The sequence below is a fragment of the Coprococcus phoceensis genome (assembly GCF_900104635.1).
In the GTDB taxonomy this organism is placed as follows: Bacteria; Bacillota; Clostridia; order Lachnospirales; family Lachnospiraceae; genus Faecalimonas; species Faecalimonas phoceensis.
Map to the genome: position 1 here is coordinate 463,455 of NZ_FNWC01000006.1, position 21,568 is coordinate 485,022.

General features: G+C 39.1%; 23 protein-coding genes. 20 read left to right on the top strand and 3 right to left on the bottom strand.

From position 1 onward, the window contains the following. The first annotated feature begins 68 nt into the window (after positions 1-68). From BQ5364_RS03105 to BQ5364_RS03135, 7 genes are all read left to right on the top strand, one after another. The gene (locus BQ5364_RS03105) at positions 69-1,577 is read left to right on the top strand and encodes a sugar ABC transporter ATP-binding protein (RefSeq protein WP_004612055.1); all 1,509 of its coding nucleotides are present in this window, start codon (positions 69-71) and stop codon (positions 1,575-1,577) included. A gap of 18 nt (positions 1,578-1,595) precedes the next feature. After that, the gene (locus tag BQ5364_RS03110; protein ID WP_044986843.1) at positions 1,596-3,251 is read left to right on the top strand and encodes an ABC transporter permease subunit; all 1,656 of its coding nucleotides are present in this window, start codon (positions 1,596-1,598) and stop codon (positions 3,249-3,251) included. Between the two features lie 124 nt (positions 3,252-3,375). Further along, positions 3,376-4,989 (top strand): response regulator, encoded by a 1,614-nt coding sequence (locus BQ5364_RS03115; protein ID WP_022249999.1) that lies wholly within the window; start codon positions 3,376-3,378, stop codon positions 4,987-4,989. Further along, entirely contained in the window at positions 4,979-6,841 is a 1,863-nt protein-coding gene (locus BQ5364_RS03120; protein ID WP_004612059.1) for a sensor histidine kinase, read from the top strand. Before BQ5364_RS03115 ends, BQ5364_RS03120 begins: the two co-directional genes overlap by 11 nt. Further along, positions 6,831-7,796, top strand: coding sequence for a substrate-binding domain-containing protein (locus BQ5364_RS03125; RefSeq protein WP_071143618.1), 966 nt, complete (start codon positions 6,831-6,833; stop codon positions 7,794-7,796). Before BQ5364_RS03120 ends, BQ5364_RS03125 begins: the two co-directional genes overlap by 11 nt. Before the next feature lie 17 nt (positions 7,797-7,813). Further along, on the top strand, positions 7,814-8,830 hold the full coding sequence (locus tag BQ5364_RS03130; protein ID WP_071143619.1) for a galactose ABC transporter substrate-binding protein: 1,017 nt from the start codon (positions 7,814-7,816) through the stop codon (positions 8,828-8,830). A gap of 25 nt (positions 8,831-8,855) precedes the next feature. Then, positions 8,856-9,374 carry a hypothetical protein gene (locus BQ5364_RS03135; RefSeq protein ID WP_071143620.1) on the top strand — a complete coding sequence of 173 codons (519 nt, stop codon included), beginning with the start codon at positions 8,856-8,858 and terminating at the stop codon, positions 9,372-9,374. Between the two features lie 89 nt (positions 9,375-9,463). Here the strand turns inward: BQ5364_RS03135 and BQ5364_RS03140 are convergent, their stop codons facing one another. Beyond that, positions 9,464-10,771 (bottom strand): alpha-amylase family glycosyl hydrolase, encoded by a 1,308-nt coding sequence (locus tag BQ5364_RS03140; protein ID WP_071143621.1) that lies wholly within the window; start codon positions 10,769-10,771, stop codon positions 9,464-9,466. 223 nt (positions 10,772-10,994) lie between these two features. Between BQ5364_RS03140 and BQ5364_RS18420 the strand changes: the two genes are divergently transcribed. The 12 genes from BQ5364_RS18420 (at position 10,995) to BQ5364_RS18425 (ending at position 19,708) form a co-directional block, all read left to right on the top strand. Beyond that, positions 10,995-11,123: a hypothetical protein gene (locus BQ5364_RS18420; protein WP_268874292.1), complete on the top strand. Its 129-nt coding sequence runs from the start codon at positions 10,995-10,997 to the stop codon at positions 11,121-11,123. A gap of 26 nt (positions 11,124-11,149) precedes the next feature. Next, positions 11,150-11,455: a hypothetical protein gene (locus BQ5364_RS03145; protein WP_071143622.1), complete on the top strand. Its 306-nt coding sequence runs from the start codon at positions 11,150-11,152 to the stop codon at positions 11,453-11,455. A gap of 19 nt (positions 11,456-11,474) precedes the next feature. Beyond that, entirely contained in the window at positions 11,475-14,150 is a 2,676-nt protein-coding gene (locus tag BQ5364_RS03150) for a hypothetical protein (RefSeq protein ID WP_071143653.1), read from the top strand. Between the two features lie 61 nt (positions 14,151-14,211). Further along, entirely contained in the window at positions 14,212-14,928 is a 717-nt protein-coding gene (locus tag BQ5364_RS03155) for a hypothetical protein (protein ID WP_004612066.1), read from the top strand. Then, the gene (locus BQ5364_RS03160) at positions 14,918-15,184 is read left to right on the top strand and encodes a PqqD family protein (RefSeq protein WP_004612067.1); all 267 of its coding nucleotides are present in this window, start codon (positions 14,918-14,920) and stop codon (positions 15,182-15,184) included. The genes BQ5364_RS03155 and BQ5364_RS03160 overlap by 11 nt, the downstream gene beginning before the upstream one ends. Before the next feature lie 15 nt (positions 15,185-15,199). Further along, entirely contained in the window at positions 15,200-15,658 is a 459-nt protein-coding gene (locus tag BQ5364_RS03165; protein WP_071143623.1) for a S24/S26 family peptidase, read from the top strand. A gap of 154 nt (positions 15,659-15,812) precedes the next feature. Then, complete coding sequence (rplM, locus tag BQ5364_RS03170; RefSeq protein ID WP_004612069.1) at positions 15,813-16,241, top strand: 50S ribosomal protein L13; 429 nt, start codon at positions 15,813-15,815, stop codon at positions 16,239-16,241. 26 nt (positions 16,242-16,267) lie between these two features. Next, entirely contained in the window at positions 16,268-16,660 is a 393-nt protein-coding gene (gene rpsI / locus BQ5364_RS03175) for a 30S ribosomal protein S9 (RefSeq protein WP_004612070.1), read from the top strand. 233 nt (positions 16,661-16,893) lie between these two features. Continuing rightward, positions 16,894-17,880 (top strand): PDDEXK nuclease domain-containing protein, encoded by a 987-nt coding sequence (locus tag BQ5364_RS03180; protein ID WP_071143624.1) that lies wholly within the window; start codon positions 16,894-16,896, stop codon positions 17,878-17,880. Positions 17,881-18,372: 492 nt separating this feature from the next. Further along, complete coding sequence (locus tag BQ5364_RS03185) at positions 18,373-18,762, top strand: type III toxin-antitoxin system ToxN/AbiQ family toxin (RefSeq protein WP_071143625.1); 390 nt, start codon at positions 18,373-18,375, stop codon at positions 18,760-18,762. Continuing rightward, positions 18,749-19,042, top strand: coding sequence for a hypothetical protein (locus tag BQ5364_RS03190; RefSeq protein WP_008788868.1), 294 nt, complete (start codon positions 18,749-18,751; stop codon positions 19,040-19,042). Before BQ5364_RS03185 ends, BQ5364_RS03190 begins: the two co-directional genes overlap by 14 nt. 531 nt (positions 19,043-19,573) lie before the next feature. After that, positions 19,574-19,708 (top strand): hypothetical protein, encoded by a 135-nt coding sequence (locus tag BQ5364_RS18425; protein WP_004612074.1) that lies wholly within the window; start codon positions 19,574-19,576, stop codon positions 19,706-19,708. A gap of 72 nt (positions 19,709-19,780) precedes the next feature. On the opposite strand, the gene BQ5364_RS18900 is transcribed toward BQ5364_RS18425, so the two are convergent. Then, entirely contained in the window at positions 19,781-19,915 is a 135-nt protein-coding gene (locus tag BQ5364_RS18900; protein ID WP_004612075.1) for a helix-turn-helix domain-containing protein, read from the bottom strand. Further along, entirely contained in the window at positions 19,902-20,309 is a 408-nt protein-coding gene (locus tag BQ5364_RS03195) for an RrF2 family transcriptional regulator (RefSeq protein ID WP_004612076.1), read from the bottom strand. Before BQ5364_RS03195 ends, BQ5364_RS18900 begins: the two co-directional genes overlap by 14 nt. A 378-nt stretch (positions 20,310-20,687) precedes the next feature. Here BQ5364_RS03195 and BQ5364_RS03200 point away from each other — a divergent pair, with 378 nt between their 5' ends. Further along, a complete protein-coding gene (locus BQ5364_RS03200) occupies positions 20,688-21,560 on the top strand; it encodes a transporter substrate-binding domain-containing protein (protein WP_004612078.1) in 873 nt (290 codons plus the stop codon). Positions 21,561-21,568 lie beyond the last annotated feature (8 nt).

Below are 21,568 nucleotides of genomic sequence, written 5' to 3' on the forward strand. Positions count from 1 at the left end.
TTCCCGATAACCTCTTTTTGAGTAAAAGAAAATAATAATACGTGTAAACAAAACAGGAGTAGAGAAGAATGGCAGATAAGAAAGAAGAAATCATCTTATCGATATGTGGCATGAGCAAGTCTTTCGGAAGAAACCGGGTTTTGGATCACATTAATTTAGATGTGAAAAAAGGAACGGTTATGGGACTGATGGGAGAAAATGGTGCTGGTAAATCTACGATGATGAAGTGCCTTTTCGGTACATATCAAAAAGATGAAGGAAAAATTTTCCTTGATGGAAAGGAAGTAAGTTTTTCAGGTCCAAAAGATGCACTGGAAAACGGAATCGCAATGGTTCACCAGGAATTGAACCAGTGCTTAGAAAGAAATGTAGTTGACAATCTATTCCTCGGACGCTATCCGCGCAACTCAATGGGAATCGTGGATGAGGGAAGAATGAAAAAAGAGGCTTCCGAGCTTTTTAGAAAACTTGGAATGACTGTCAACCTGACTCAACCGATGCGGAATATGTCCGTATCACAGCGGCAGATGTGTGAAATTGCAAAAGCGATTTCTTACAATGCAAAAGTAATCGTTCTCGATGAGCCAACATCCTCATTGACAGTTCAGGAAGTTGAAAAGCTGTTTGAGATGATGAATATGTTGAAAGAACAGGGAATTTCCTTAATTTATATTTCGCATAAAATGGATGAGATTTTCACGATTTGTGATGAAGTATCCGTACTACGGGATGGAAATCTTGTTATGACCAAACGGTCAGAAGACACAGATATGAATGAGCTGATCGCTGCGATGGTTGGACGTTCTCTTGAGAATCGTTTCCCGCCGGTAGACAATGAACCAAAAGAACCGATCTTGTCTATCCAGCATTTGTCAACGAAATTTGAGCCTCATTTGCAGGATATCTCCTTTGATGTAAAAAAAGGTGAAATTTTTGGATTGTACGGTTTGGTAGGAGCAGGACGTACAGAGCTTTTGGAGACAATTTTCGGAATTAGAACCAGAGCGGCAGGACGTGTTTACTTTAACAACCATCTGATGAACTTCGGAAGTGCAAAAGAAGCGATGGAGCATGGATTTGCGTTGATTACAGAGGAACGTAAGGCAAACGGATTGTTCTTAAAAGGAGATTTGACATTTAATACAACAATTGCAAATCTCAGTCAGTACAAATCCGGACAGTTGTTGTCTGACGCAAAGATGACAAAAGCGACTTCGAATGAGATTAAGATTATGCATACAAAATGTATGGGACCAGATGATATGATTTCAAGTTTGTCAGGAGGAAATCAGCAGAAAGTTATTTTTGGAAAATGGCTTGAACGTGAACCTCAAGTGTTTATGATGGATGAACCGACACGAGGAATTGATGTTGGTGCAAAATATGAAATCTATGAATTGATTATCAAAATGGCAAAGCAAGGAAAAACAATCATTGTTGTTTCGTCTGAAATGCCGGAGATTTTGGGAATCACAAACCGTATTGGTGTTATGTCTAATGGACATCTTGCGGGAATTGTTAATACAAAAGACACAAATCAGGAAGAGCTCTTAAGGCTCAGTGCAAAATACCTATAATGAGGGAGAATGATAGATATGGCTAATGGAAACAGTAAGATTCTTACGGAAGAGCAGGAGTTAAAGCTCCGCAAACCGATTGAGGATCATGTGGGTAAAATTCAGGAAAAAATTGACAGCCTCAGAGTAGATGGTACAGAAAAAGTTGTTCATCTTCAGGGCATTATAGACAGAATGAAAAAAGACCGAAGCCTTACAAAAGGGGAAAAAGAGAACCGGATTCAAGAGGCAAAACGGGAGCTGGAGAAAGCAAAAGCTGTTGAGGCAAAAAATAAAGATCAGATTTCAAAATTGATTTCAGAAGCAGAAGCTTACTTGAAAGAACATTTTAACAAAGATTACTACAATGCAGTTTTAGAAAGCTGTGCACAGCAAAAAGTACAGGCAAAAGAAAACTATAAAGCAAGACTTGTAGAATTGGAAAAAGAGCATCAGGGAATTGTTGCAAAACTTTCTGATCACAATGAAATTAAAGATGAGAAGTATGTTTACAAAAACCGCCTGTTTGATGCGAAGATTCAATATCAGAAAGAACTTCAGGAAATCAAAGACAGAAGACATGCAGCTTACAATTACAAATATCATTTGATTGATTTACTGCGTATGTCAAAATTCACTTTCCTGGAGACAAGAGCACAGAAATGGGAAAACTACAAATATACATTTAACCGCAGAGCATTTTTCTTACAAAACGGTTTGTATATTGCGATTATTTTAATCTTTATCATGTTATGTATTATTACTCCAATGGTAAAAGGTTCACCGTTACTTACTTACAACAACGTATTGAATATTTTACAGCAGGCTTCGCCTAGAATGTTCCTTGCACTTGGTGTAGCAGCATTGATTCTTCTTGCAGGTACTGACCTTTCTATCGGTCGTATGGTCGGAATGGGTATGACAACCGCAACAATTATCATGCACCAGGGTGTCAATACAGGTTCTGTATTCGGACATATTTTTGATTTTACAAAAATGCCGCTTGGAGCAAGAGTGATATTAGCACTTGTAATGTGTATTTTGTTATGTACAGTGTTTACAACAATTGCCGGTTTCTTTACCGCAAAATTCAAAATGCACCCATTTATTTCAACAATGGCAAACATGCTTGTAATCTTCGGTCTTGTTACATATGCGACAAAAGGTGTATCCTTTGGTGCGATTGAACCAGCGATTCCGAATATGGTAATTCCGAAAATCAATGGATTCCCAACAATTATCCTTTGGGCAGTGGCTGCAATCGTAATTGTATGGATCATTTGGAATAAGACAACATTTGGTAAAAACCTGTATGCAGTAGGTGGAAACCCAGAAGCAGCATCTGTTTCAGGTATTTCCGTATTCTGGGTAACAGTTGGTGCATTTGTTCTTGCAGGTGTTCTTTATGGATTTGGTTCATGGTTAGAATGTGTGAGAATGGTTGGTTCCGGTTCAGCGGCTTATGGACAGGGATGGGAGATGGATGCCATCGCAGCCTGCGTAGTAGGTGGTGTATCATTTACAGGTGGTATCGGTAAGATCTCAGGAGTTGTAGTTGGTGTATGTATCTTCACAGCACTTACATATTCTCTTACAATCCTTGGTATTGACACAAACCTTCAGTTCGTATTCTCAGGAATCATTATTCTTGTAGCAGTAACATTGGACTGTTTGAAATATGTTCAGAAAAAATAATTTTATTTTTACAAAAAGAGAGTCAGAAGCTATTCTGGCTCTTTATTTTGTTCGGGGTATGCATTGCATTTGAAGTGACATCTGATATAATAAAAATTACTATATAGACATGGAGAAGAAGGATATGAAAACATACACAGTACTTTTAGTAGACGATGAAGAAGATGTAATACAAGTCATTATGAAAAAGATCAACTGGGAAGGGCTTGGTTTTTCTGTGATCGGCTATGCGAACAACGGTGTAAAAGCGCTTGAGATGGTGGAAGAATACCAGCCGGATGTGGTGATGACGGATATTAAGATGCCATATATGGATGGCATGGAACTTGCACATCACATCAAAGAGGAGTTTCCGGCCACAAAACTGTTGATTTTCACCGGATTTGATGAATTTGAATATGCAAAAGAGGCGGTTCATTTAGAAGTTGAGGAGTACTTGTTAAAGCCGGTAAATTCAGTTGAACTGACCAATGTGTTTACGCAGATGAAGATAAAGCTTGATGAGGAGATCAGCGAGAAGAAAAACGTTCAGGTGCTGCAGAATTATTATCTGGAGTCTTTGCCACTTTTGCAGGTCAATTTTTATTCCACGCTGATAGAGGGAAGAATTCAGGCAGGGGAACTGCAGAAGTATCTTTCAGACTATCAGATCTCGTTGGAGGGACCTTGTTACTGTTGTCTTGTGATCCATACATCTTCAAGCAGGATACAGCAGGATGTGAATCCGTTGCTTTTATTTGCATCAGTTGAAAAACAGGCAAAAGAGCGCCTTGGAGAAGCTTGGAGAGGAAAGTGCTTTTCTTATTTGGGAAATAGTATTTTGCTCGTGCAGCTTCAGGATGAGCACGAGGTATCAAGGCTGACAGATGAGTGCGACCGGTTCTGCAGATATGTCAAGCGAATGGTCGGAGCTGTTGTGACTGTTGGGATTGGATTTGTCTGCGACAATATTTTGGACCTTGCACAGTCGTATGCAAGTGCAAGAGATGCGGTTTCATACCGCGCGATTTATGGGGCGTCAAGAGCAATCAATATCAAAGAGGTTGCGCCGCAGGAGGTAAGTGAACCGGATTTAAAGCAGGGGACAGATTCGTTTAATCAGCTGTTTAAGATGATTCGTTTGGGCACGGAAGAGGATATTGAAAAAGCGATTGATGAATACTTGGAGCAGATATCCTTTCAGAGAAAATCCTTACAGCAGCACTATATTTCAGTCATGGAACTGGTAAGTGAATTATATCGTTTCTCTGCAAATAACGAGATTGTGATGGATGAATTTTCCGGAGATATGAGAAAACTGTATGGAAGGCTTCTTGATATGGAGCCGCAGAGCTTTCGAAAATGGCTTTTGGATATAAGTTTCTCTTTCCGTGAGAGACTGTTAAATTCAAGAAGCAGATCGACAAAATCTTTTGTCTTAAAAGCACAGGAGTATGTTCGCAATCATTATGCAGATGAAGAGTTGTCTCTGGACAGCATCTGTAGAGAACTTGGAGTATCCAACTCTTATTTTTCTACAATTTTTAAGAAAGAGACCGGCAATTCTTTTATCGGGTATCTGACAGAGTATCGTATGGAGCAGGCTGCCCGTATGCTGATCGAGACGGGGGAAAAGAGTTATATCATAGCGAAAAAAGTAGGCTATACAGACCCGAATTATTTTAGTTATGTTTTTAAACGGCAGTTTCACACATCGCCGTCAAAATACAGAACGGAGTATATGGAACGTGAAAAATAAGTGTTTGGCATATTTGAAAAAAATAAAGCCGAAAGGGATACAATCAACCCTTATGATTGCCTTTTCTGTGGTGTCGATTTCTATCATGCTGATATTGGGGGTTGCACTCTATCTTCGATTTTCAGGGATTTCAAAAGATGAGATGGTTGGAAGCACACAAAAACTGATGGAACAGGCAAGTGAATATTTAGAAGACTATCTGGTGAGTATGAGACAGATCTCAGACACGGTTTATTATAATGTAATAAAAGAAAATGATTTTTCCAGTCAGGCTCAGAGTATTCAAAGTGGAATGAATCTTTTGTATGAAGTAAATGGAGACAATCTGCAGAGTATTGCTATCTATAATGACTATGGACGTCTGATGGCAGCGGAGCCTGTGGCGGCGGAGAAGGAAGATCCGGATGTCACAGAACAGGATTGGTATAAGAAGGCGATGGAGATTCAGGAAAATATGCACTTTTCAGTGCCGCATATCCAGAATCTGTTCGACGATGGCACGTTTCGGTATTATTGGGTGATTTCGCTGAGCCGGGCAGTGGAGATTACCGACAATGGAGTGTCGCGTATGGGAGTTCTGCTTGTAGATATGGATTACTCAGGAATTGCCCGCATGATGAAGCAGATCAATTCGGCAAACAAAGGACAATATTACTATCTGTGTGATGGAGACGGACAGATTATTTATCATCCGCAGCAGATACAGATTGCAGACGGAACAAGGAAGGAAAGCAGTCAATCTGTGGCAAAATATAAAGAAGGAGTGTATGACGAGGAATTTGAGGGAGAGCATCGAAAGGTTGTTGTAAATACAATCAGCTATACAGGCTGGAAGCTGGTTGGTGTAATTCCTCAGACGACCTTTGTTGACGGCACAATCGATATCCGGTATTTCATTGCCATGCTGATGCTTTTGATGGCGATGATGTTGATGATTATTAATCGTATTGTCTCTGTGAGGATTTCCAGCCCGATTCTGAAATTAAATCATTCTGTTATTGAATATGAAGCGGGAGAGAAACCGAAGATTTATATTGGAGGCTCCACGGAGATCAGGCATCTTGGAAACTCTATTCAGAACTCCTATGAGCAGATTGACATGCTTATGAAGAAAATCGTACTGGAGCAGAACGAACGGAGAAAAAGTGAATTGGATGCATTGCAAAGCCAGATTAATCCACATTTTCTCTACAATACGCTGGAGTCTATTACCTGGATGATTGAGGGGGAGCGAAATGACGAGGCATCGTTTATGATCACCCAGCTGGCAAGGCTTTTCAGAATCAGTCTTTCGAAAGGGCGTACGGTAATCAGTATCAAAGAAGAACTTCAGCATGCGCAAAGCTATATGAATATACAAAAAGTACGCTATAAGAACACGTTTTCAGTCATATTTGATGTACAACCTGAACTGTATGAGTATTGTATTGTAAAGCTGGTGCTGCAGCCGATTCTTGAAAATGCAATCAATTACGGTGTGGGTTCGATGGATGATTGTGGAGAAATCAAAGTGACAGGCCGCATGCAAGGAGAAAATATTATTCTTTCTGTTACAGACAATGGTCTTGGGATGACGGAGGAAGAAGTTGATTTGATCTTGACGGACAGTAAACGGATTCGCAAGCATGGTTCCGGTGTAGGGCTTGTGAATGTGAATAACCGAATACAGATTTTGTTCGGAAAAGAGTATGGTCTGGTTGTGGAGAGTGAACCAGATGAAGGGACGACAGTATCCATCTGTATTCCGGCAGTTTTGTATACAGAAGACAACCGGGAGGATCTTGAAAAAGGGCGGATGTTCCGAAAGGAAGAGACGGCAAAAGAAGTGCAGGTGAAACGAGATGATGAATAACAAAAAAGGATTTGTCCTGACAGAAGTGATTCTGATGATAATGGTCATCGGACTGGCGTTGATGATGATTTTGGGACAGAATAAAAAAGCACTAGATAAGGTTTCGGTAATTCTTGAAAATGCAGGAGACAGTCAGTGGTCTGCTTTGAAGTATGGTCTGAAAATGGCGGCAGAGGAGGAGGGCATTGAACTTGCGGTTGTGGATGTAGAAGAAGGATTGGATGCAGAAGCTCAGAAAAAAGTTCTTGAACGTGAGATTGAGGATGGAGCGGATGCGTTGATCGTGCAGCCGGTGTTAGACAAGAATGATCAGGAGGTGCTGAAGAAGATTGAGAAGAGAGTACCGGTTATGCTTGTGGGTTATGAAGCGGAGAAAGGGGAAACAAGGTATGATCTTCCGGTTATAAAAGAAGACAATTATGAGATGGGACAAGCTTTGGCGGAAGAAATGCTCAAAGATTTTGAAGGAAATATAGAAGAGAAAAAAATAGGACTTCTTTTAGCGTCGACGGATTCCAATATGCTCAGCAGCCGAGAGTGTGGTTTTAAAGATGCGCTGGAAGATAAAAATGCCAATATTTTAGAGCTTTCTTTGGATGCGCTTTTAAACAGAGAGGAAAACACGGAATCGAAAGTGGATATTGTGATTGCTTTGGATGATAGCAATCTGACTGCAATTGGCGAATATTTGGCGAGCAGTCAGCCGCACGGAGAATTACTGTATGGAATAGGTCAGTCTACAGAAGCTATCTATTATCTTGATAAAGGGATTGCGGAGTGTGTTGTAGTTCCGGACGAGTTTAACGTTGGCTATCAGAGTCTGAGCGAAGTTGCAAGAAAGCTGGACCATTATTTTGAAAATATGAAGAAACAGACGGTATCATACTCGGTAATCCGAAAGGAGACGTTGTTCAGCAAAGAAAACCAAGAACTGCTTCTTACAATGAGCCAGTAGAGGAAAGGGGGAGAAAAGTGAGAAAGAAGAAAAAATGGTTGGTTGGAATGCTTGTCATCGTAAATGTATTTCTTTTGTTTGGCTGTGGAAAACGTCAGGAAACACGGGAGGACAAGGTGCATATCGGGGTTACTTATTACAACCAAAGCGATACGTTTTTGAATGAGCTTCTTGCCCAGTTCAAGGAACAGTTGAAAAATCCCGAACATGAGGAGCTTGAGGCGACGGTTACGATATTAGATGCAGCGGGGTCACAGCGCACACAGGATGATCAGGTGAAAGAATTGATTGACATGGGGTGTGATGTGCTCTGTGTAAATTTGGTGGATCGGGCAGATCCGTCGGAAATTATAGACCTTGCCAGAGATCATGATGTTCCGATTATCTTTTTTAACCGGGAGCCGGTAGAGGAAGATCTAAGACAGTGGGATGAACTTTATTATGTAGGAGCAGAGGCGAAACAGTCCGGTGTGATGCAGGGAGAGCTTGCGGCTGAAGTAATACAGAAAAATACTCAGATTGACAAAAACAGAGATGGAAAGATCCAATATGTTGTATTGGAAGGGGAGGCAGGACATCAAGATTCAATCATCCGGACAGGAAATGCGGTTGATACGATAAAAAACAGTGGAATAGAGCTGGAAAAACTAAGCTATCAGATTGCAAATTGGAACCGTGTTCAGGCACAGAACAGGATGGAGCAGCTGATTAGCCAGTATCAGAACAAGATTGAACTTGTTCTTGCAAACAACGACGATATGGCGCTTGGAGCAATTGACGCTTACAAAAAGGCGAATTATACGGAATCGGCATGGCCGGTGTTTTTTGGGATTGACGGCACGGATGCCGGACTTAGAGCGCTTGCAGATTCAGAGCTGTCGGGAACAGTATATAATGATAAAGAAGGACAGGCAAAGGCGATGGCGAAGATGGTTGAGGCAATTGGAACAGACGAAGAGATTGCCGAGAAATATGTTTATCTGCCATATATAAAAGTGACAAGCGAGAATATTGGAGAATTTCTTGAGAAATAAAAAAGAATAAGGGGTATAAAAGAGCATGAAGACATTGACAAAGGATATGAAAATTTTTTCGTATCGCACGGAATCTTTAAACGGCATGGAGGGAGATGACGGAGGTTTTTCGATAGAACTTTATGGAAATGGAAATCTAAGGTATTGTGTCTATCGCCTTTTTGATGACATCAGGCTGCTTCAGATGTTTAAAGTGAGTAAAGAGGCAGTGTACGATATTTACGGGATTATTGAGAAGGCGAGAAAACGCTTGGAGCGAGTGCCGCAAAAGCTGGACAATGGTTCGGAGGATGGAATGCTGAATGAATTTTTGTTTAGCGACTTCAGCTGGGTTACTGCGGTGAATATTCAAGAAGTATTTGTCAAAGGTATGATACTGACCAATTATCAGTATTATCAGCAATATAAAGAAAATATGAAACATGAAAATACAGTCTTAGGTGTTTTTAAGGAGATTTGCAAAGTATTGAAAAGTGCGGGAGTTGAGCTTTCTTTGGATTCCTGCGAGATTTGGAAAGACTGCAAATTAAAAGTGACATGGTAGACGAGTAAACAGATGAAAAGTATCATAGTGAACAATATAAAGGCACTCAGCGTAAATGATGGAGTGCCTTTGTATATTTGGATTTTAACCTAAAATCGAATATATTGCACACTGTAAGGTGGAAGTGTGAGTTCCCCATTTAATGTAATCTCCGTCTCTGTGATTAATTCTGTTCCGCTTCCGTTCAAATCGCCATGGCGAACTGTGTATTCCTGCTCCGATGCGTTGACAGCAACAAGAACTCTTTCTTTGTCAGTTTTTCGCTCAAAGATGAGCTGATGATTTTGAATTACCACATTCCGGTAATCTCCATTACAAAGTGCATCACTTGACTGGCGAAGCATGATCAAGCGGCGAATCCAATCGGTCAGTTCGTTTGGTTTTGGATTTTCAAAACATGGACGGAGTGCGTAATCATTATTTGCTTCTTTGACTCCTTCCTCGCCCCATTCGCTTCCGTAGTAAAGACACGGAATTCCCAGCATGCCCATCAGGATTCCGTAGGCAATTCGGATATGTTCCTTATTCTTTAAAATGCTTGCAAGTCTTGTGACATCGTGGTTGTCTGCAAATGTCATCAGATGTTTTCCACGATAAATACACCACTGTTCAGGACCAAACTGGCGGTTCAGAGAGTGTGCGATTTCAAATAAATTCATATCATTCAGACTGGAAAAAAGTCCTTTGTAACATTCGTAATTGGTACAGCTGTGCAGCATCTCGTCATTTACAATCAAATTGTAATCTCCGAACAGCACTTCTCCAATCAAAGCAAAATTCGGTTTTAATTCCTGACAAAAGCTGCGGAGTCTTCTCATAAAGTTGTGGTCTAAACTGTAGGCAACGTCCAGACGAAGCCCGTCAATATCAAATTGTTCAATCCACTGTTTTACACACTCCAACAGATAATCGGAGACGGCAGGATTTTGCAGGTTGAGTTTGACAAGTTCAAAATGTCCTTCCCAGCCCTCGTACCAGAAGCCGTCCTGATATGCATTGTCACCGTCAAAATTAAGATAAAACCAGTCTTTGTATGGAGAGTCCCATTTCTTTTCTTTTACATCTTGAAAAGCCCAAAAACCACGACCGACATGATTAAAAACTCCATCTAAAACAATTCGAATACCATGCTGATGCAAATGAGAGCAAACATCCGAAAAATCCTTGTTTGTTCCTAGTCGACAGTCAATTCTCAGAAAATTACGGGTGTCATATCCGTGATTGTCAGATTCAAAGATTGGATTCAGTAAAACGGCACTTATACCAAGAGATTTCAAATAGTCTGTCCAATCCATAAGTTTGCGAATACGTGGAACCGTGACGCCGTCATTTTCGGTTGGAGCACCGCAAAATCCGATTGGATAAATTTGATAAAAAACACTTTCATAAGACCACATAGACATTACCTCCTCTGCTGTGTTAGTGTTTGCTGATATTTATTTTATCATACAGAAGAAACATTGTCGATTGGTGCGTAAAGTGTATTGGTTAGAATAATGATAAAAATGGTAGGAATTAGGAAAAGTTTGGGGAAATACACGGAGAAAAAAAGATTGCACATCAATAAAAATTACGATATAATATGCCGGAAATAAAAAACAGCGAAGGAGTAAGACAACAGTGAAGAAAGAAATGTATGAAAATTTGGAATTAAATATCGTGAAATTTGAAACAGAAGATGTAATCCTGATGAGTGGGTTGGATAATGATGGTGGTGTAGGAGATTGGGGAGATGAAGATTTAGGTTAATTTTCCGGAGTACAATAGAGGTGTCTATGAAGAAAAAGAAATTAGTTATGATTCTGATTGCAATAATTGTTATTTGTGGCCTCATAATTTGTGCTGTCAGTTTTTCAAAGAACAAGGAAGCAGCTTCTCGAAAGAGTGAAAGTCAACATGCACCTTTCAAGCAGGAGAAAACAGAAGAACAGAATGAGAACGTAGAAGGAAATCAGAATAAAAATCAAGATCTATCTGACAACGATGAAGACATCGAAGTAGATGGAGAGGGAAAATCTACAGAAGATACGACAGAAAATCTTGATAATGAGATAGAAATTCCAGAGGAATGGAATGAATAACAACAAAGGAGAAAGAGGAATGCAGAAAAACAGAAATAAAATATGGCTGACAATAGTAGTCGCTTTTGTATGTATGTTCGGCAGCGTAGGAATGGCGTTTGCGGCAGAGACAGGGACACCTGTCACAACAGAGTCGATGGAAATTCGTACAGGGGAAAAAGTGGGACTTCGTACAATTTCAGCGGTTGATAAAGCATATGTAGAAAAATTACAGTCGGAAGGTAAGAATGTGACTTACGGAACAGTAGCTTTGCCGGCGAGCGTGTTGGAAAAAGTGAATGGTACATTGGAGATTGGTAAAAGTTATACTTATAATAAGAAAGTGTATAAGGTGCTGAATATTCCGGGAGAAGAGAGTTGGAAGACGACAGAGGATAAAATTTATTTTACCGGTGTGTTGACAGGAATCAGCGGATCCGGATTTAATACGAGATATGCGGTTCGTTCTTACATCAGTGTGGATGGTAAGGTAACATATGGAAATACATTGACACAGTCACCATATACAACAGCTCAAGATATGATTAGTTCGGAAGATGTTGCAACAAGTCAGAAATCATGGCTTGCAACAAATGTCATAGATGCATGTGATGATGCGAAGAAAGTGACAAAAGAGACACTGACAATCACATCAGCTGATTTGAAAAATGGTAAGTACACATTAGAAGCAACTTCAAAAATTAGAAATTACAAAAAAGTGATCGTGGATAGTTCTGTAAACAACGGAGAGATTATTTTGGATAATATCCGTGTGAGAAATTTGGAAGTTGCAGCAGATGCGAGCTGTACAATCACAGCGAACAATGTATCGTTTGATAAAATAAGTAAAGTAGCCGGAAAAAGCAGAACAGCAGGAAACCTTGTACTGAATCTTGGTGCCGGTTCAAATGTAACAGAACTCAGTGCATCAAGCAACATGACAATTACGGGCGATTTGAAAATTGCGAAAGTAACAGTTGATAACAAAGTAGAAAATTTTGTTGTGAATACACCGGCAGAAAAACTGACTGTATCAGAGAATGCAAGCGGTTCTAAGATTGAAGTAAATAAAATGGTGGAAGATGCTGTTTTGGCAGGTGAAAATTCTACAATTTCCGGAACCGGAAAGATTGACAAAGTAGAGGACAATGGAAATAATGATGTGCAGGTAGAGGTTCTTTCAAACAGTATCGTATCTGTGGTAGTGCGTGGAATGAACCGCATGATTGTGACACTTGAAAAAGCGACAAAGAAAAAACTCACAGTAGATGACATGACAATCCTCTGTCACGGAGGAAAAGATATGACAATCTTAAAGGTAGAGACGACAGACAACAAGGTTTATACAGTGTCGACTTCTACATTTGCCAAAGATGACACATATACATTTTCAATTAAATTGGAATCAGGAAAGATTATTCAGGAAGAGTTCAGCTACAAAGTAGACTGCCCAACAGTGAGTAACGCAACTGTATTGAGAAGCGAGGCGACAAGAGCAGAATTTGACTTGTTCGACGTGGATGAAGGCGGGTATGTATACGTATATATTCCGGGGCACACGCAGGTGAGCAAAGCGACAGACATTCCATCTGTGGAAACGGTGAAAAAAGGATACAAGCAGCAAATTAAGACTGGTTTTAACAAAGTAATGATTAGAGGACTGGAATCGGGGATTTCTTATCAGCTATACTATGTGTTAGAAGCGCATGACGGAAGAAGTTCTGAAGTGTTAGGACCGATTGCGATCAGTGGAAGCGTGCAGGAAGATCCGAATATTTCCAAAGAATATTCCATAGTTTCTGTCGGTGAAAAGCCGAAAAATACAATTACAATCGTGCTAAATAAAGCACCTGAGGAGGAATTGACACTGGATAATTTCTCGTTCATTTGCCCGACAGATTCTGAGATTACAATCGACAAAGCACAGTTGAAGGTAAGTGAAGACAAGACAACGTATACAATTGTAATTCCGGATGATTATGGACACAAGGACAATCAGTATACAGCGAAAGTGACATTCCAAGATGGAACAGTGGCAAAGAAGACCTTTACAGTGGAATATACACCGCCGCGTATTACAAATCAGAAAGTAGAACGTATTTCTGAGACAGAAGTACGCTATAGTTTTACTTCGGATGAAGATGGTGTACTCTATTATGGAACGTATACGTGGAATGATGAAAGTAATGCATCATGGAATAATACACCGACTGGAAAACAGATTCTCAGTGGAGCAGTTGCGTCCACAAAAGTGCAGATGCATGCGGGACAAAATACTGTAGAGTTTACATATAACGGAACAGATGAAGATATATTTGCATTTTACGTAGATGAAAAAGGAAATTATGCAGGGTATACAGAACATAAAGAGATTCCGGCATATGTACCACCGGTAAAACCAGATGAGTCCAAACCTGCAATTGAATCTATTGTCTATAATAAAGACTTATCAGATAGTTGGACCACTTGTCTTGACGTCACATTTACAACTGGAATTGATTGGCTACCAAATCAAAAGTTGATTCAAATTCAAGTGATTGAGGGAAGTTCTCCGGGAAAAGTACTATGGTCGACTGAATTTTTGGACGGTGAGCAAAAGAAGCTTCGCATGACTACAATGAACGGAGCATTTAAGACGGGAACATATAAAATGAGTATGTATATAGAAAAAGATGGACAGTTGTTAAAAGTAGAAAAAGAATTTACAATTGACTAATCAGAAAAGGACTTGGGAAAATGATTGCCAAGTCCTTTTTGCCAAAGAATAAGGAGGAATTATGCGTTATAAGATTGCCGAATGCGTGACGGAATATGAGCCGCATTATGAGATGCTGCGCCGAAAGATGGAGCCATATCGAACTGCGGGAGAAGGAGAGCCAGATATCAGATTGACATTAACGAAACAATTTTGCGAAGAAAAGCAAAAGGAGCAGCCACATCTCACGGAAGCACAATGTGAGTATATTTTTGCAGGCTCTGAGTTTTACAAAAAATTTATTTCGGAAGGTGGCATTATGGTGCACGCCTCAGCGGTTGAAGTGGATGGAAAAGCATATCTGTTCTCGGCGGACAGTGGAACAGGAAAGTCGACACATACAAAGCAGTGGCAGAACTATTTCGGAAAAGAAAGAGCATTGATCATCAATGATGATAAACCGGCGATTCGAAAAGACAAAAACGGATGGGCTGCATATGGGACACCGTTTAGTGGAAAGACAGATGAGAACCTCAATCGCAAAGCTATTCTTCAAGGGATCTGTATGTTGGAGCGTGGAAACGAGAATGCGATCGAGAGAATCGGAGTTTGGGAAGCGATTCCGCTTTTGATGCGCCAGACGATTGTGCCTAGAAGCGAAAAGATGGCAGGGGAATTATTAGCGATTTTAGATACACTGTTGAGTGAAGTGCCGGTTTACCGAATGAAATGTACGATTTCAAAGGAAGCGGTAGTGACGGCATATGAGAAAATGAAAGGAGATCAAGATGAAGATTAAAACTGGGTTTATGATGAGAGAAGTAGCTGGAAAATTCGTGGCGGTTCCGGTAGGAGTGGGAGCAAATGATTTTAAAGGAATGCTGCAAACCAATAAAACGGGAGCATTTCTCTGGAAATTACTTGAGAAAAAACAGACGAAAGAAACGCTTGTTTGCGCAATGTTGGAGCATTATGAGATGACGGAAGGACAAGCTGAAAAAGACGTGGAGACATTTACCAGTCAGCTCATTGAGGCTGGAATCTTAGAGGCGTAAGGCAGGGAGTGTGCAATGATTAAAAAAATGGAACAGATTCTTGTGGAGACTGGAGAACTTTTTACAACTGCCTCCGGTATCAGTATGCTCCCGTGTATTCGTCCAAAACGAGATATGATTCATCTTGTCACTCCAAACCAAGGCGTAAAAAAACACGATGTTATTCTTTATAAAAGAAAAAATGGAAATTATATTCTTCACAGAGTAATTAAAACGAAGCCGGATGGATATGTGTTATGCGGAGACAACCAGTGGGTGCTCGAGTGGGGAATTAACGATGAGCAGGTGCTGGGTGTGCTGAAAGGATTCTATCGCGGGGAAAGATATGTGGATTGTGAGAAAAATCGTTTGTATCATATATATGTGGCTATATGGTGTTTTTCGCTTGCAATGCGAAAATGGATTTTAAAAGGAATGAATCTGATGAGAAGAACAGGCAGGATACTTAGAAAATTCCCTGAAAAATCGGAATAGAAAGAGAAAATGGTACTTGACATAAGCCCATAATAATAATATAATAAATCAGTATGAAAACAGAGGAAACAGTTTACACCAAAGCCCCGGAGTGGACTGATTCTATATAGTAAAGAAGACATTAATTTGATGAAATTTATTAGGAGGTCACCCAATGAAAACTTACATGGCTAATCCAGACAAGATTGAAAGAAAATGGTATGTAGTTGATGCAGAAGGATGCACATTAGGACGCTTAACTTCTGAGATCGCTAAAGTTTTAAGAGGAAAAAATAAACCGGAATATACACCACACATCGATACAGGTGATTACGTAGTTGTAATCAACGCTGAAAAAATTAAAGTAACAGGTAAAAAATTAGATCAGAAAATCTACTATCATCACTCAGACTATGTAGGAGGAATGAAAGAGACTACATTAAGAGAAATGATGGCTAAGAAACCTGAAAAAGTAATTGAACTTGCAGTTAAAGGAATGCTTCCAAAAGGACCTTTGGGAAGAAGTATGATCAAAAAATTACACGTATACGCTGGACCAGAGCACGAACAACAAGCTCAGAAACCAGAAGTATTAACATTTTAAGGAAAGGTTGAAAGGAGGAAGTTATAATGGCTAATGCAAAATTCTACGGAACAGGAAGAAGAAAAAAATCAATCGCAAGAGTATATTTAGTACCTGGAACAGGTAAAATTACAATAAACAAAAGAGATATTGATGAATATCTTGGATTAGAGACATTAAAAGTTGTAGTTCGTCAGCCACTCGTTGCTACAGAGACAGTTGACAAATTCGACGTATTAGTAAACGTACACGGTGGAGGATACACAGGACAGGCTGGAGCTATCCGTCACGGTATCGCAAGAGCTTTACTTCAAGCTGATGCTGATTACAGACCAGTTCTTAAGAAAGCAGGATACTTAACACGTGATCCACGTATGAAAGAACGTAAGAAATACGGACTTAAAGCAGCTCGTAGAGCACCACAGTTCTCCAAACGTTAATTATACGTTTCGGGACGTACAATTTCAAAAAAAGATTTTTCAACTCCTCAGGGCTTCGGTTCTGGGGAGTTTTTTTGATATGTATTTTAGCTAGAGATAATGGTATAATCTATATAGGTCTCTATTTTTGAAGTCGATTTCCCTGTTCTCGGGAAAATCGATGAATGAGAGATATGAATTTGTGTCAGCAGTGTTGTCATAAATTAAGTGAAGAAAATAATAGGGGGAGATATATGAAAAACGAAATTAGTTTTGCTGAGAATCTCATTAAAATTATAGAAGATTCAAGGAATAATGCATTAAAAAGGGTAAATGAAGAGCTTATCCAAATGTATTGGAAAATTGGGGAATCTTTAAGTAAAGAGGCTGAAAATACATCTTTCGGAGATGCGTATATAGATTCTGTTGCTAAAGAAATTCGGAATACTTTTCCTGGTATAAAAGGATTCAACAGACGCGGTTTATATAGAATGAAAAAATTTTATGAAACATATTGTGAGGATGAATTTGTGACAACACTGTTGACACAAATTAGTTGGAGTAATCATCTTGCTATTATGTCCAAGGCGAAGACAGTAGAAGAAAGGCATTTTTATATAACTCTTTGTATAAAAGAATCTTATTCTGCTAGAGAGTTAGAACGTCAGATTAATAGTGGATATTATGAACGTTATATGCTTTCACAAGAAAAACTTTTACCAGAACCGATCAAAGGGCTCAAAAAGAATCCATTTTTAGACTCATATATCATAGAATTCCTTGATTTGCCAAAGAATTTTAAAGAGTCGGATTTGAGAAAAGGTTTGATTCAGAATATGAAAGATTTTATTCTTGAGGTAGGAAAAGATTTTACATTTATTGATGAAGAATATAGAGTACAAGTAGGTGGAGAAGATTTTCGGATTGATTTACTGTTTTTTCATAGAGGTCTGCAATGTTTGGTGGCTTTTGAGTTAAAGATTGGAAAATTCAAACCAGAATATATTTCTAAAATGGATTTTTATTTAGAGGCATTAGATCGCCAAAAGAAGAAAGAGAATGAAAATCCGAGTGTGGGAATGATTCTTTGCGCATCTAAGGATGATGAGGTTGTAGAATATGCCATGAGCAGAACAATGTCCCCAATGATGGTGGCTGAATATAAGTTGCAATTACCAGATAAAACTGTATTACAGAAAAAATTGCAGGAATTAATCAATATGCCCTTGTTGGAGGAATAAATATAATTCTGTCTATAAGGTGTGGTGAGGCGTAATGAGAAGTTCTGCGTTTGTAACGTGTTTGCAACACTACACTTCAAGAACCCAGTAAAAGCAAGCGTTCCAAGTTACCCAAACGTTAATCATACGTTTTTGGAACGTACAATTTCAGAAAAGAATTTTAAACCTCTCAGGGAGAATTCCTTGGGAGGTTTATATTTTGATAAAATTGTAGAATTATATTGATTTTTTAGGAGAAATTGCATATACTTATTATAGACAAAGGATTGTCTTAGGTGAGTTTCTACCATAAAGTGGAAACCTAAAAAAGTAGGTGAGTCTCCACCATAAAGAGAGAACCTGAAAAAGAGGCGAGTGATGTCGTCTCTTTTTTTGACAGATGAGGAAAAATGAAATTTTATAATATCAAAGATGAATACATCAATTATTTGAAAAAAATATGATGCAAAAGTTGCAGATAATAAAAAGGGAAAGCGGCCGTATGTAGGTGTAGTGCTTGAGATTGAGGGGATAAAATATTATACTCCATTTACATCGCCCAAAGAAAAGCATCGTAAAATGAAGAACACAAAAGATTTTAGGAAAATTAATCATGGAATATATGGTGCAATTAACTTTAATAATATGATACCGGTTGTGGATTCGGCATTGCTTCTTATTGATATTGATGCAATGGAAGATTCAAAATATCAGCGTTTGCTTCAAAATCAATACAAGTGTATTAAAGCTGACCGAGAACAAATTCAGTTGACGGCAAAAAGATTAAGAGATACCCTTTTTAAGAAAAATGAACAATTGAATGGCAATGATAGGCGAATAAAGGAAAGATGTTGTGATTTGTCATTGTTGGAGGAGGTTTCGAAACATTATGACAACCATTAGCAAAAAAGAAGTACATAAATTTTTAGATAAGCATCCGGATATACCTTTCTCAGCAGCTAAATTTGAATATAGTTTATACCTTGAGCCTGAAGCGGTTGAATATGCCAATGCGATTTCAGAAAAAATATTAGGTGAGTCTGAAGAGGATTTGCATTCAAAAAGAATGATTGAACAAGCAGAAACAACAGAAGAACTGTTGAAATTGATGCGAAAGCCTTTATCGGGCGGAAACAGAAGAAGGTTAAGAAGAAAAGAAAGAATATGCCAATATTCGGAATGAATATTTAAAATCTATGTTGTGCTTAGTAATTGGGTTTCGAGGAGATGTAGAAATGATTCCGTTTTTGATGAAAGAAACAGAACGTCTGGAAAGAATGTATCCCCAAGAAACATATGCACAAGGTCCGATACTTGCTATTCAGGAACTTGCTGTCAGATTTCTTAGTTGAAATTTATGAGGGTGGTGAGGAGTAACGAGAAGTCCTGTGTTTGTAACGTGTTTGCAACACCACATTCCAAGAACCCAGTAAAATCAAGCGTTCCCAGTTACCAAAACGTTAATTTCAAGGTTATCAGAGCACACAAAAACCACCCTGATACTTTGAACGGTTGGTGTGCTATCCGTCAAGAGGACAATGAAAAATAACAAATTTTTCTTCCGTCAGCCAGTAACTGGCTGGCGGTATTTTCATGCCACCTGTAATGCAAGTTTATGAAATGCCATAGGGGCATGATATGTAACTTGCGTTGCAGACGTCGGTTATCATAGTAATCAATAGTAGACATCACAAGTGCATTATACATTGTCATTATGGCAACTGATTTTATAACTAACAATTCTACGATCATACAAATTCAGAAGAACTATAATAAGGCATATGAGATTGTAGCAGAGCACAAAGAGAACGTGTTCTGGAAAAACTTTATACGAAAGTACAGCTGGTAAACGAAAGAGAGAAAGATCAGAACCATCGTCGCGGATTCGGAAATCGGTATGCAAGATAGTATTATAGTAAAATCAAAAATTATATTTTATTATATCACCTGGCGTACATTCCAGCACAAAACAGAGACGAGCAAGTATGTCAGAAAAAGGAACAATTGTGTTTGGCAATTGTTCCTTTTTCTGTTGCAATATTCTAAACAGTTCCATTAACCAGATCGGCAATTGTTATATGAAAGAAATAATCATGTACAAGATTGTCGAATTTTTTCCACATAGGCAACGTTTTACAGTGGGAGCTTCTGGAACAAGTTTTCGTATCGGGAGCCAGGCAGGCTACCGGTGTAAGGCTGCCTTCCATCAATTCTAAAATTTCTCCTACATTATATTCTTCAGGGCTGGCAGTTAGTCGGTAACCACCGCCTTTTCCGCTGATTCCGGTTAACAATCCTTTCCCGACAAGTATTTTTACAATCTGCTGAAGATATTTTTCTGATATTCCCTGTCTTTTTGCAATTTCTTTCAAGGGAACATATGTGGTTGTATCTTGTTCAGCCAAATCAATCAGTACGCGTAGGGCATAGCGCCCTTTGGTTGAGATCATAAAGAAACCTCCTTTCTTTTACCTATTATATCACTAGGTGTATCATTTTTAAAGAAAAAACAAATAACCTATTGACATAGTAGGTGAATGGGTGTAATATTACAACAACGAATTTGAGTAGACTATGATTAAGGAGGCGAGTGCAGTGAAAATTTATAACATTACTGTAAATAATATGATGTGTTTCTGTCGAATGATTTTTTCCCGGGCATTTTTATATGGCCAGGTGTTTCGACATACATTGCTGTGCGCCTGTAAAGAACATTTAGATTAAATGTTACATATGCCATTTTGTCCGGGAGTTGAAAGACTCCCGTTTTTTTTCGCTCAATTTCGGAAAATGTAAAAGCACAATAAGAGAAAGAGAGGATATTTATTATGAGAAAGAAGTTTTTGAAAAAAATCAGTACAGTAGGTCTTGCAGCGGTGGCGGCAGTCGGATTATTAGCAGGATGCGGAAAGACAGACCAGTCGTCAAAATCATCAAAAACAATCTATAGAACAGTGGATGAGATTAAGAAAAGCGGTACCATCAATATAGGCGTATTTTCAGATAAAGCTCCATTTGGGTATGTAGATGAAAATGGAGAGTATCAAGGATACGATATTTATTTTGCCGAAAGACTTGGAAAGGATCTCGGGGTAAAGATTAACTATGTATCTACCGAGGCGGCGAACCGTATTGAGTATCTGCAGACTGGGAAGGTTGATGTGATTCTTGCAAACTTTACAGTGACAGATGAAAGAGCAGAAGAAGTTGATTTTGCTTTGCCATACATGAATGTTTCTCTTGGTGTGGTGTCGCATAAGGAGCATGTGATAACTGACCTGAGTCAGGTTGGTGCGGATGAACAGGTGATTGTAATTTCGGGAACTACAGCAGAGACTTATCTGACGAAGAATTATCCGGATATTAAATTACAGAAATTTGATACATATGCAGCAGCAAAAAGTGCATTTGAGAATGGAACCGGAGTTGCATGGGCGAATGACAACACAGAAGTTATAGCATTTGCGAAAGAAAATGAAGGGTATACCATTGGAATTGACTCACTTGGAAGTTCGGATACGATTGCACCGGCTGTTACAAAAGGAAACACCTCTCTGTTAGACTGGCTGAATGAAGAAATAGAGACATTGGGAAAAGAGAAATTTTTCCATAAAGATTATGAGGAAACGCTTGCGGATGCTTATGGACTTGATTACGAAGATACGCTGGTAGTAGAAAGTGGTGTTGTGGAGAGCAACTAACGGAAGGA

Coding starts and splice junctions, on each gene's coding strand:
- BQ5364_RS03200 (WP_004612078.1), top strand. CDS start 20,688: ATGAGAAAGAAGTTTTTGAAAAAAATCAGTACAGTAGGTCTTGCAGCG.
- BQ5364_RS03165 (WP_071143623.1), top strand. CDS start 15,200: ATGATTAAAAAAATGGAACAGATTCTTGTGGAGACTGGAGAACTTTTT.
- BQ5364_RS03195 (WP_004612076.1), bottom strand. CDS start 20,309: ATGATCTCAACCAAAGGGCGCTATGCCCTACGCGTACTGATTGATTTG.
- BQ5364_RS18425 (WP_004612074.1), top strand. CDS start 19,574: ATGGCAACTGATTTTATAACTAACAATTCTACGATCATACAAATTCAG.
- BQ5364_RS03105 (WP_004612055.1), top strand. CDS start 69: ATGGCAGATAAGAAAGAAGAAATCATCTTATCGATATGTGGCATGAGC.
- BQ5364_RS03140 (WP_071143621.1), bottom strand. CDS start 10,771: ATGTGGTCTTATGAAAGTGTTTTTTATCAAATTTATCCAATCGGATTT.
- BQ5364_RS18900 (WP_004612075.1), bottom strand. CDS start 19,915: ATGGAACTGTTTAGAATATTGCAACAGAAAAAGGAACAATTGCCAAAC.
- BQ5364_RS03135 (WP_071143620.1), top strand. CDS start 8,856: ATGAAGACATTGACAAAGGATATGAAAATTTTTTCGTATCGCACGGAA.
- BQ5364_RS03150 (WP_071143653.1), top strand. CDS start 11,475: ATGCAGAAAAACAGAAATAAAATATGGCTGACAATAGTAGTCGCTTTT.
- rpsI (WP_004612070.1), top strand. CDS start 16,268: ATGGCTAATGCAAAATTCTACGGAACAGGAAGAAGAAAAAAATCAATC.
- BQ5364_RS03145 (WP_071143622.1), top strand. CDS start 11,150: ATGAAGAAAAAGAAATTAGTTATGATTCTGATTGCAATAATTGTTATT.
- BQ5364_RS03155 (WP_004612066.1), top strand. CDS start 14,212: ATGCGTTATAAGATTGCCGAATGCGTGACGGAATATGAGCCGCATTAT.
- BQ5364_RS03115 (WP_022249999.1), top strand. CDS start 3,376: ATGAAAACATACACAGTACTTTTAGTAGACGATGAAGAAGATGTAATA.
- BQ5364_RS03160 (WP_004612067.1), top strand. CDS start 14,918: ATGAAGATTAAAACTGGGTTTATGATGAGAGAAGTAGCTGGAAAATTC.
- rplM (WP_004612069.1), top strand. CDS start 15,813: ATGAAAACTTACATGGCTAATCCAGACAAGATTGAAAGAAAATGGTAT.
- BQ5364_RS03190 (WP_008788868.1), top strand. CDS start 18,749: ATGACAACCATTAGCAAAAAAGAAGTACATAAATTTTTAGATAAGCAT.
- BQ5364_RS03125 (WP_071143618.1), top strand. CDS start 6,831: ATGATGAATAACAAAAAAGGATTTGTCCTGACAGAAGTGATTCTGATG.
- BQ5364_RS03110 (WP_044986843.1), top strand. CDS start 1,596: ATGGCTAATGGAAACAGTAAGATTCTTACGGAAGAGCAGGAGTTAAAG.
- BQ5364_RS03180 (WP_071143624.1), top strand. CDS start 16,894: ATGAAAAACGAAATTAGTTTTGCTGAGAATCTCATTAAAATTATAGAA.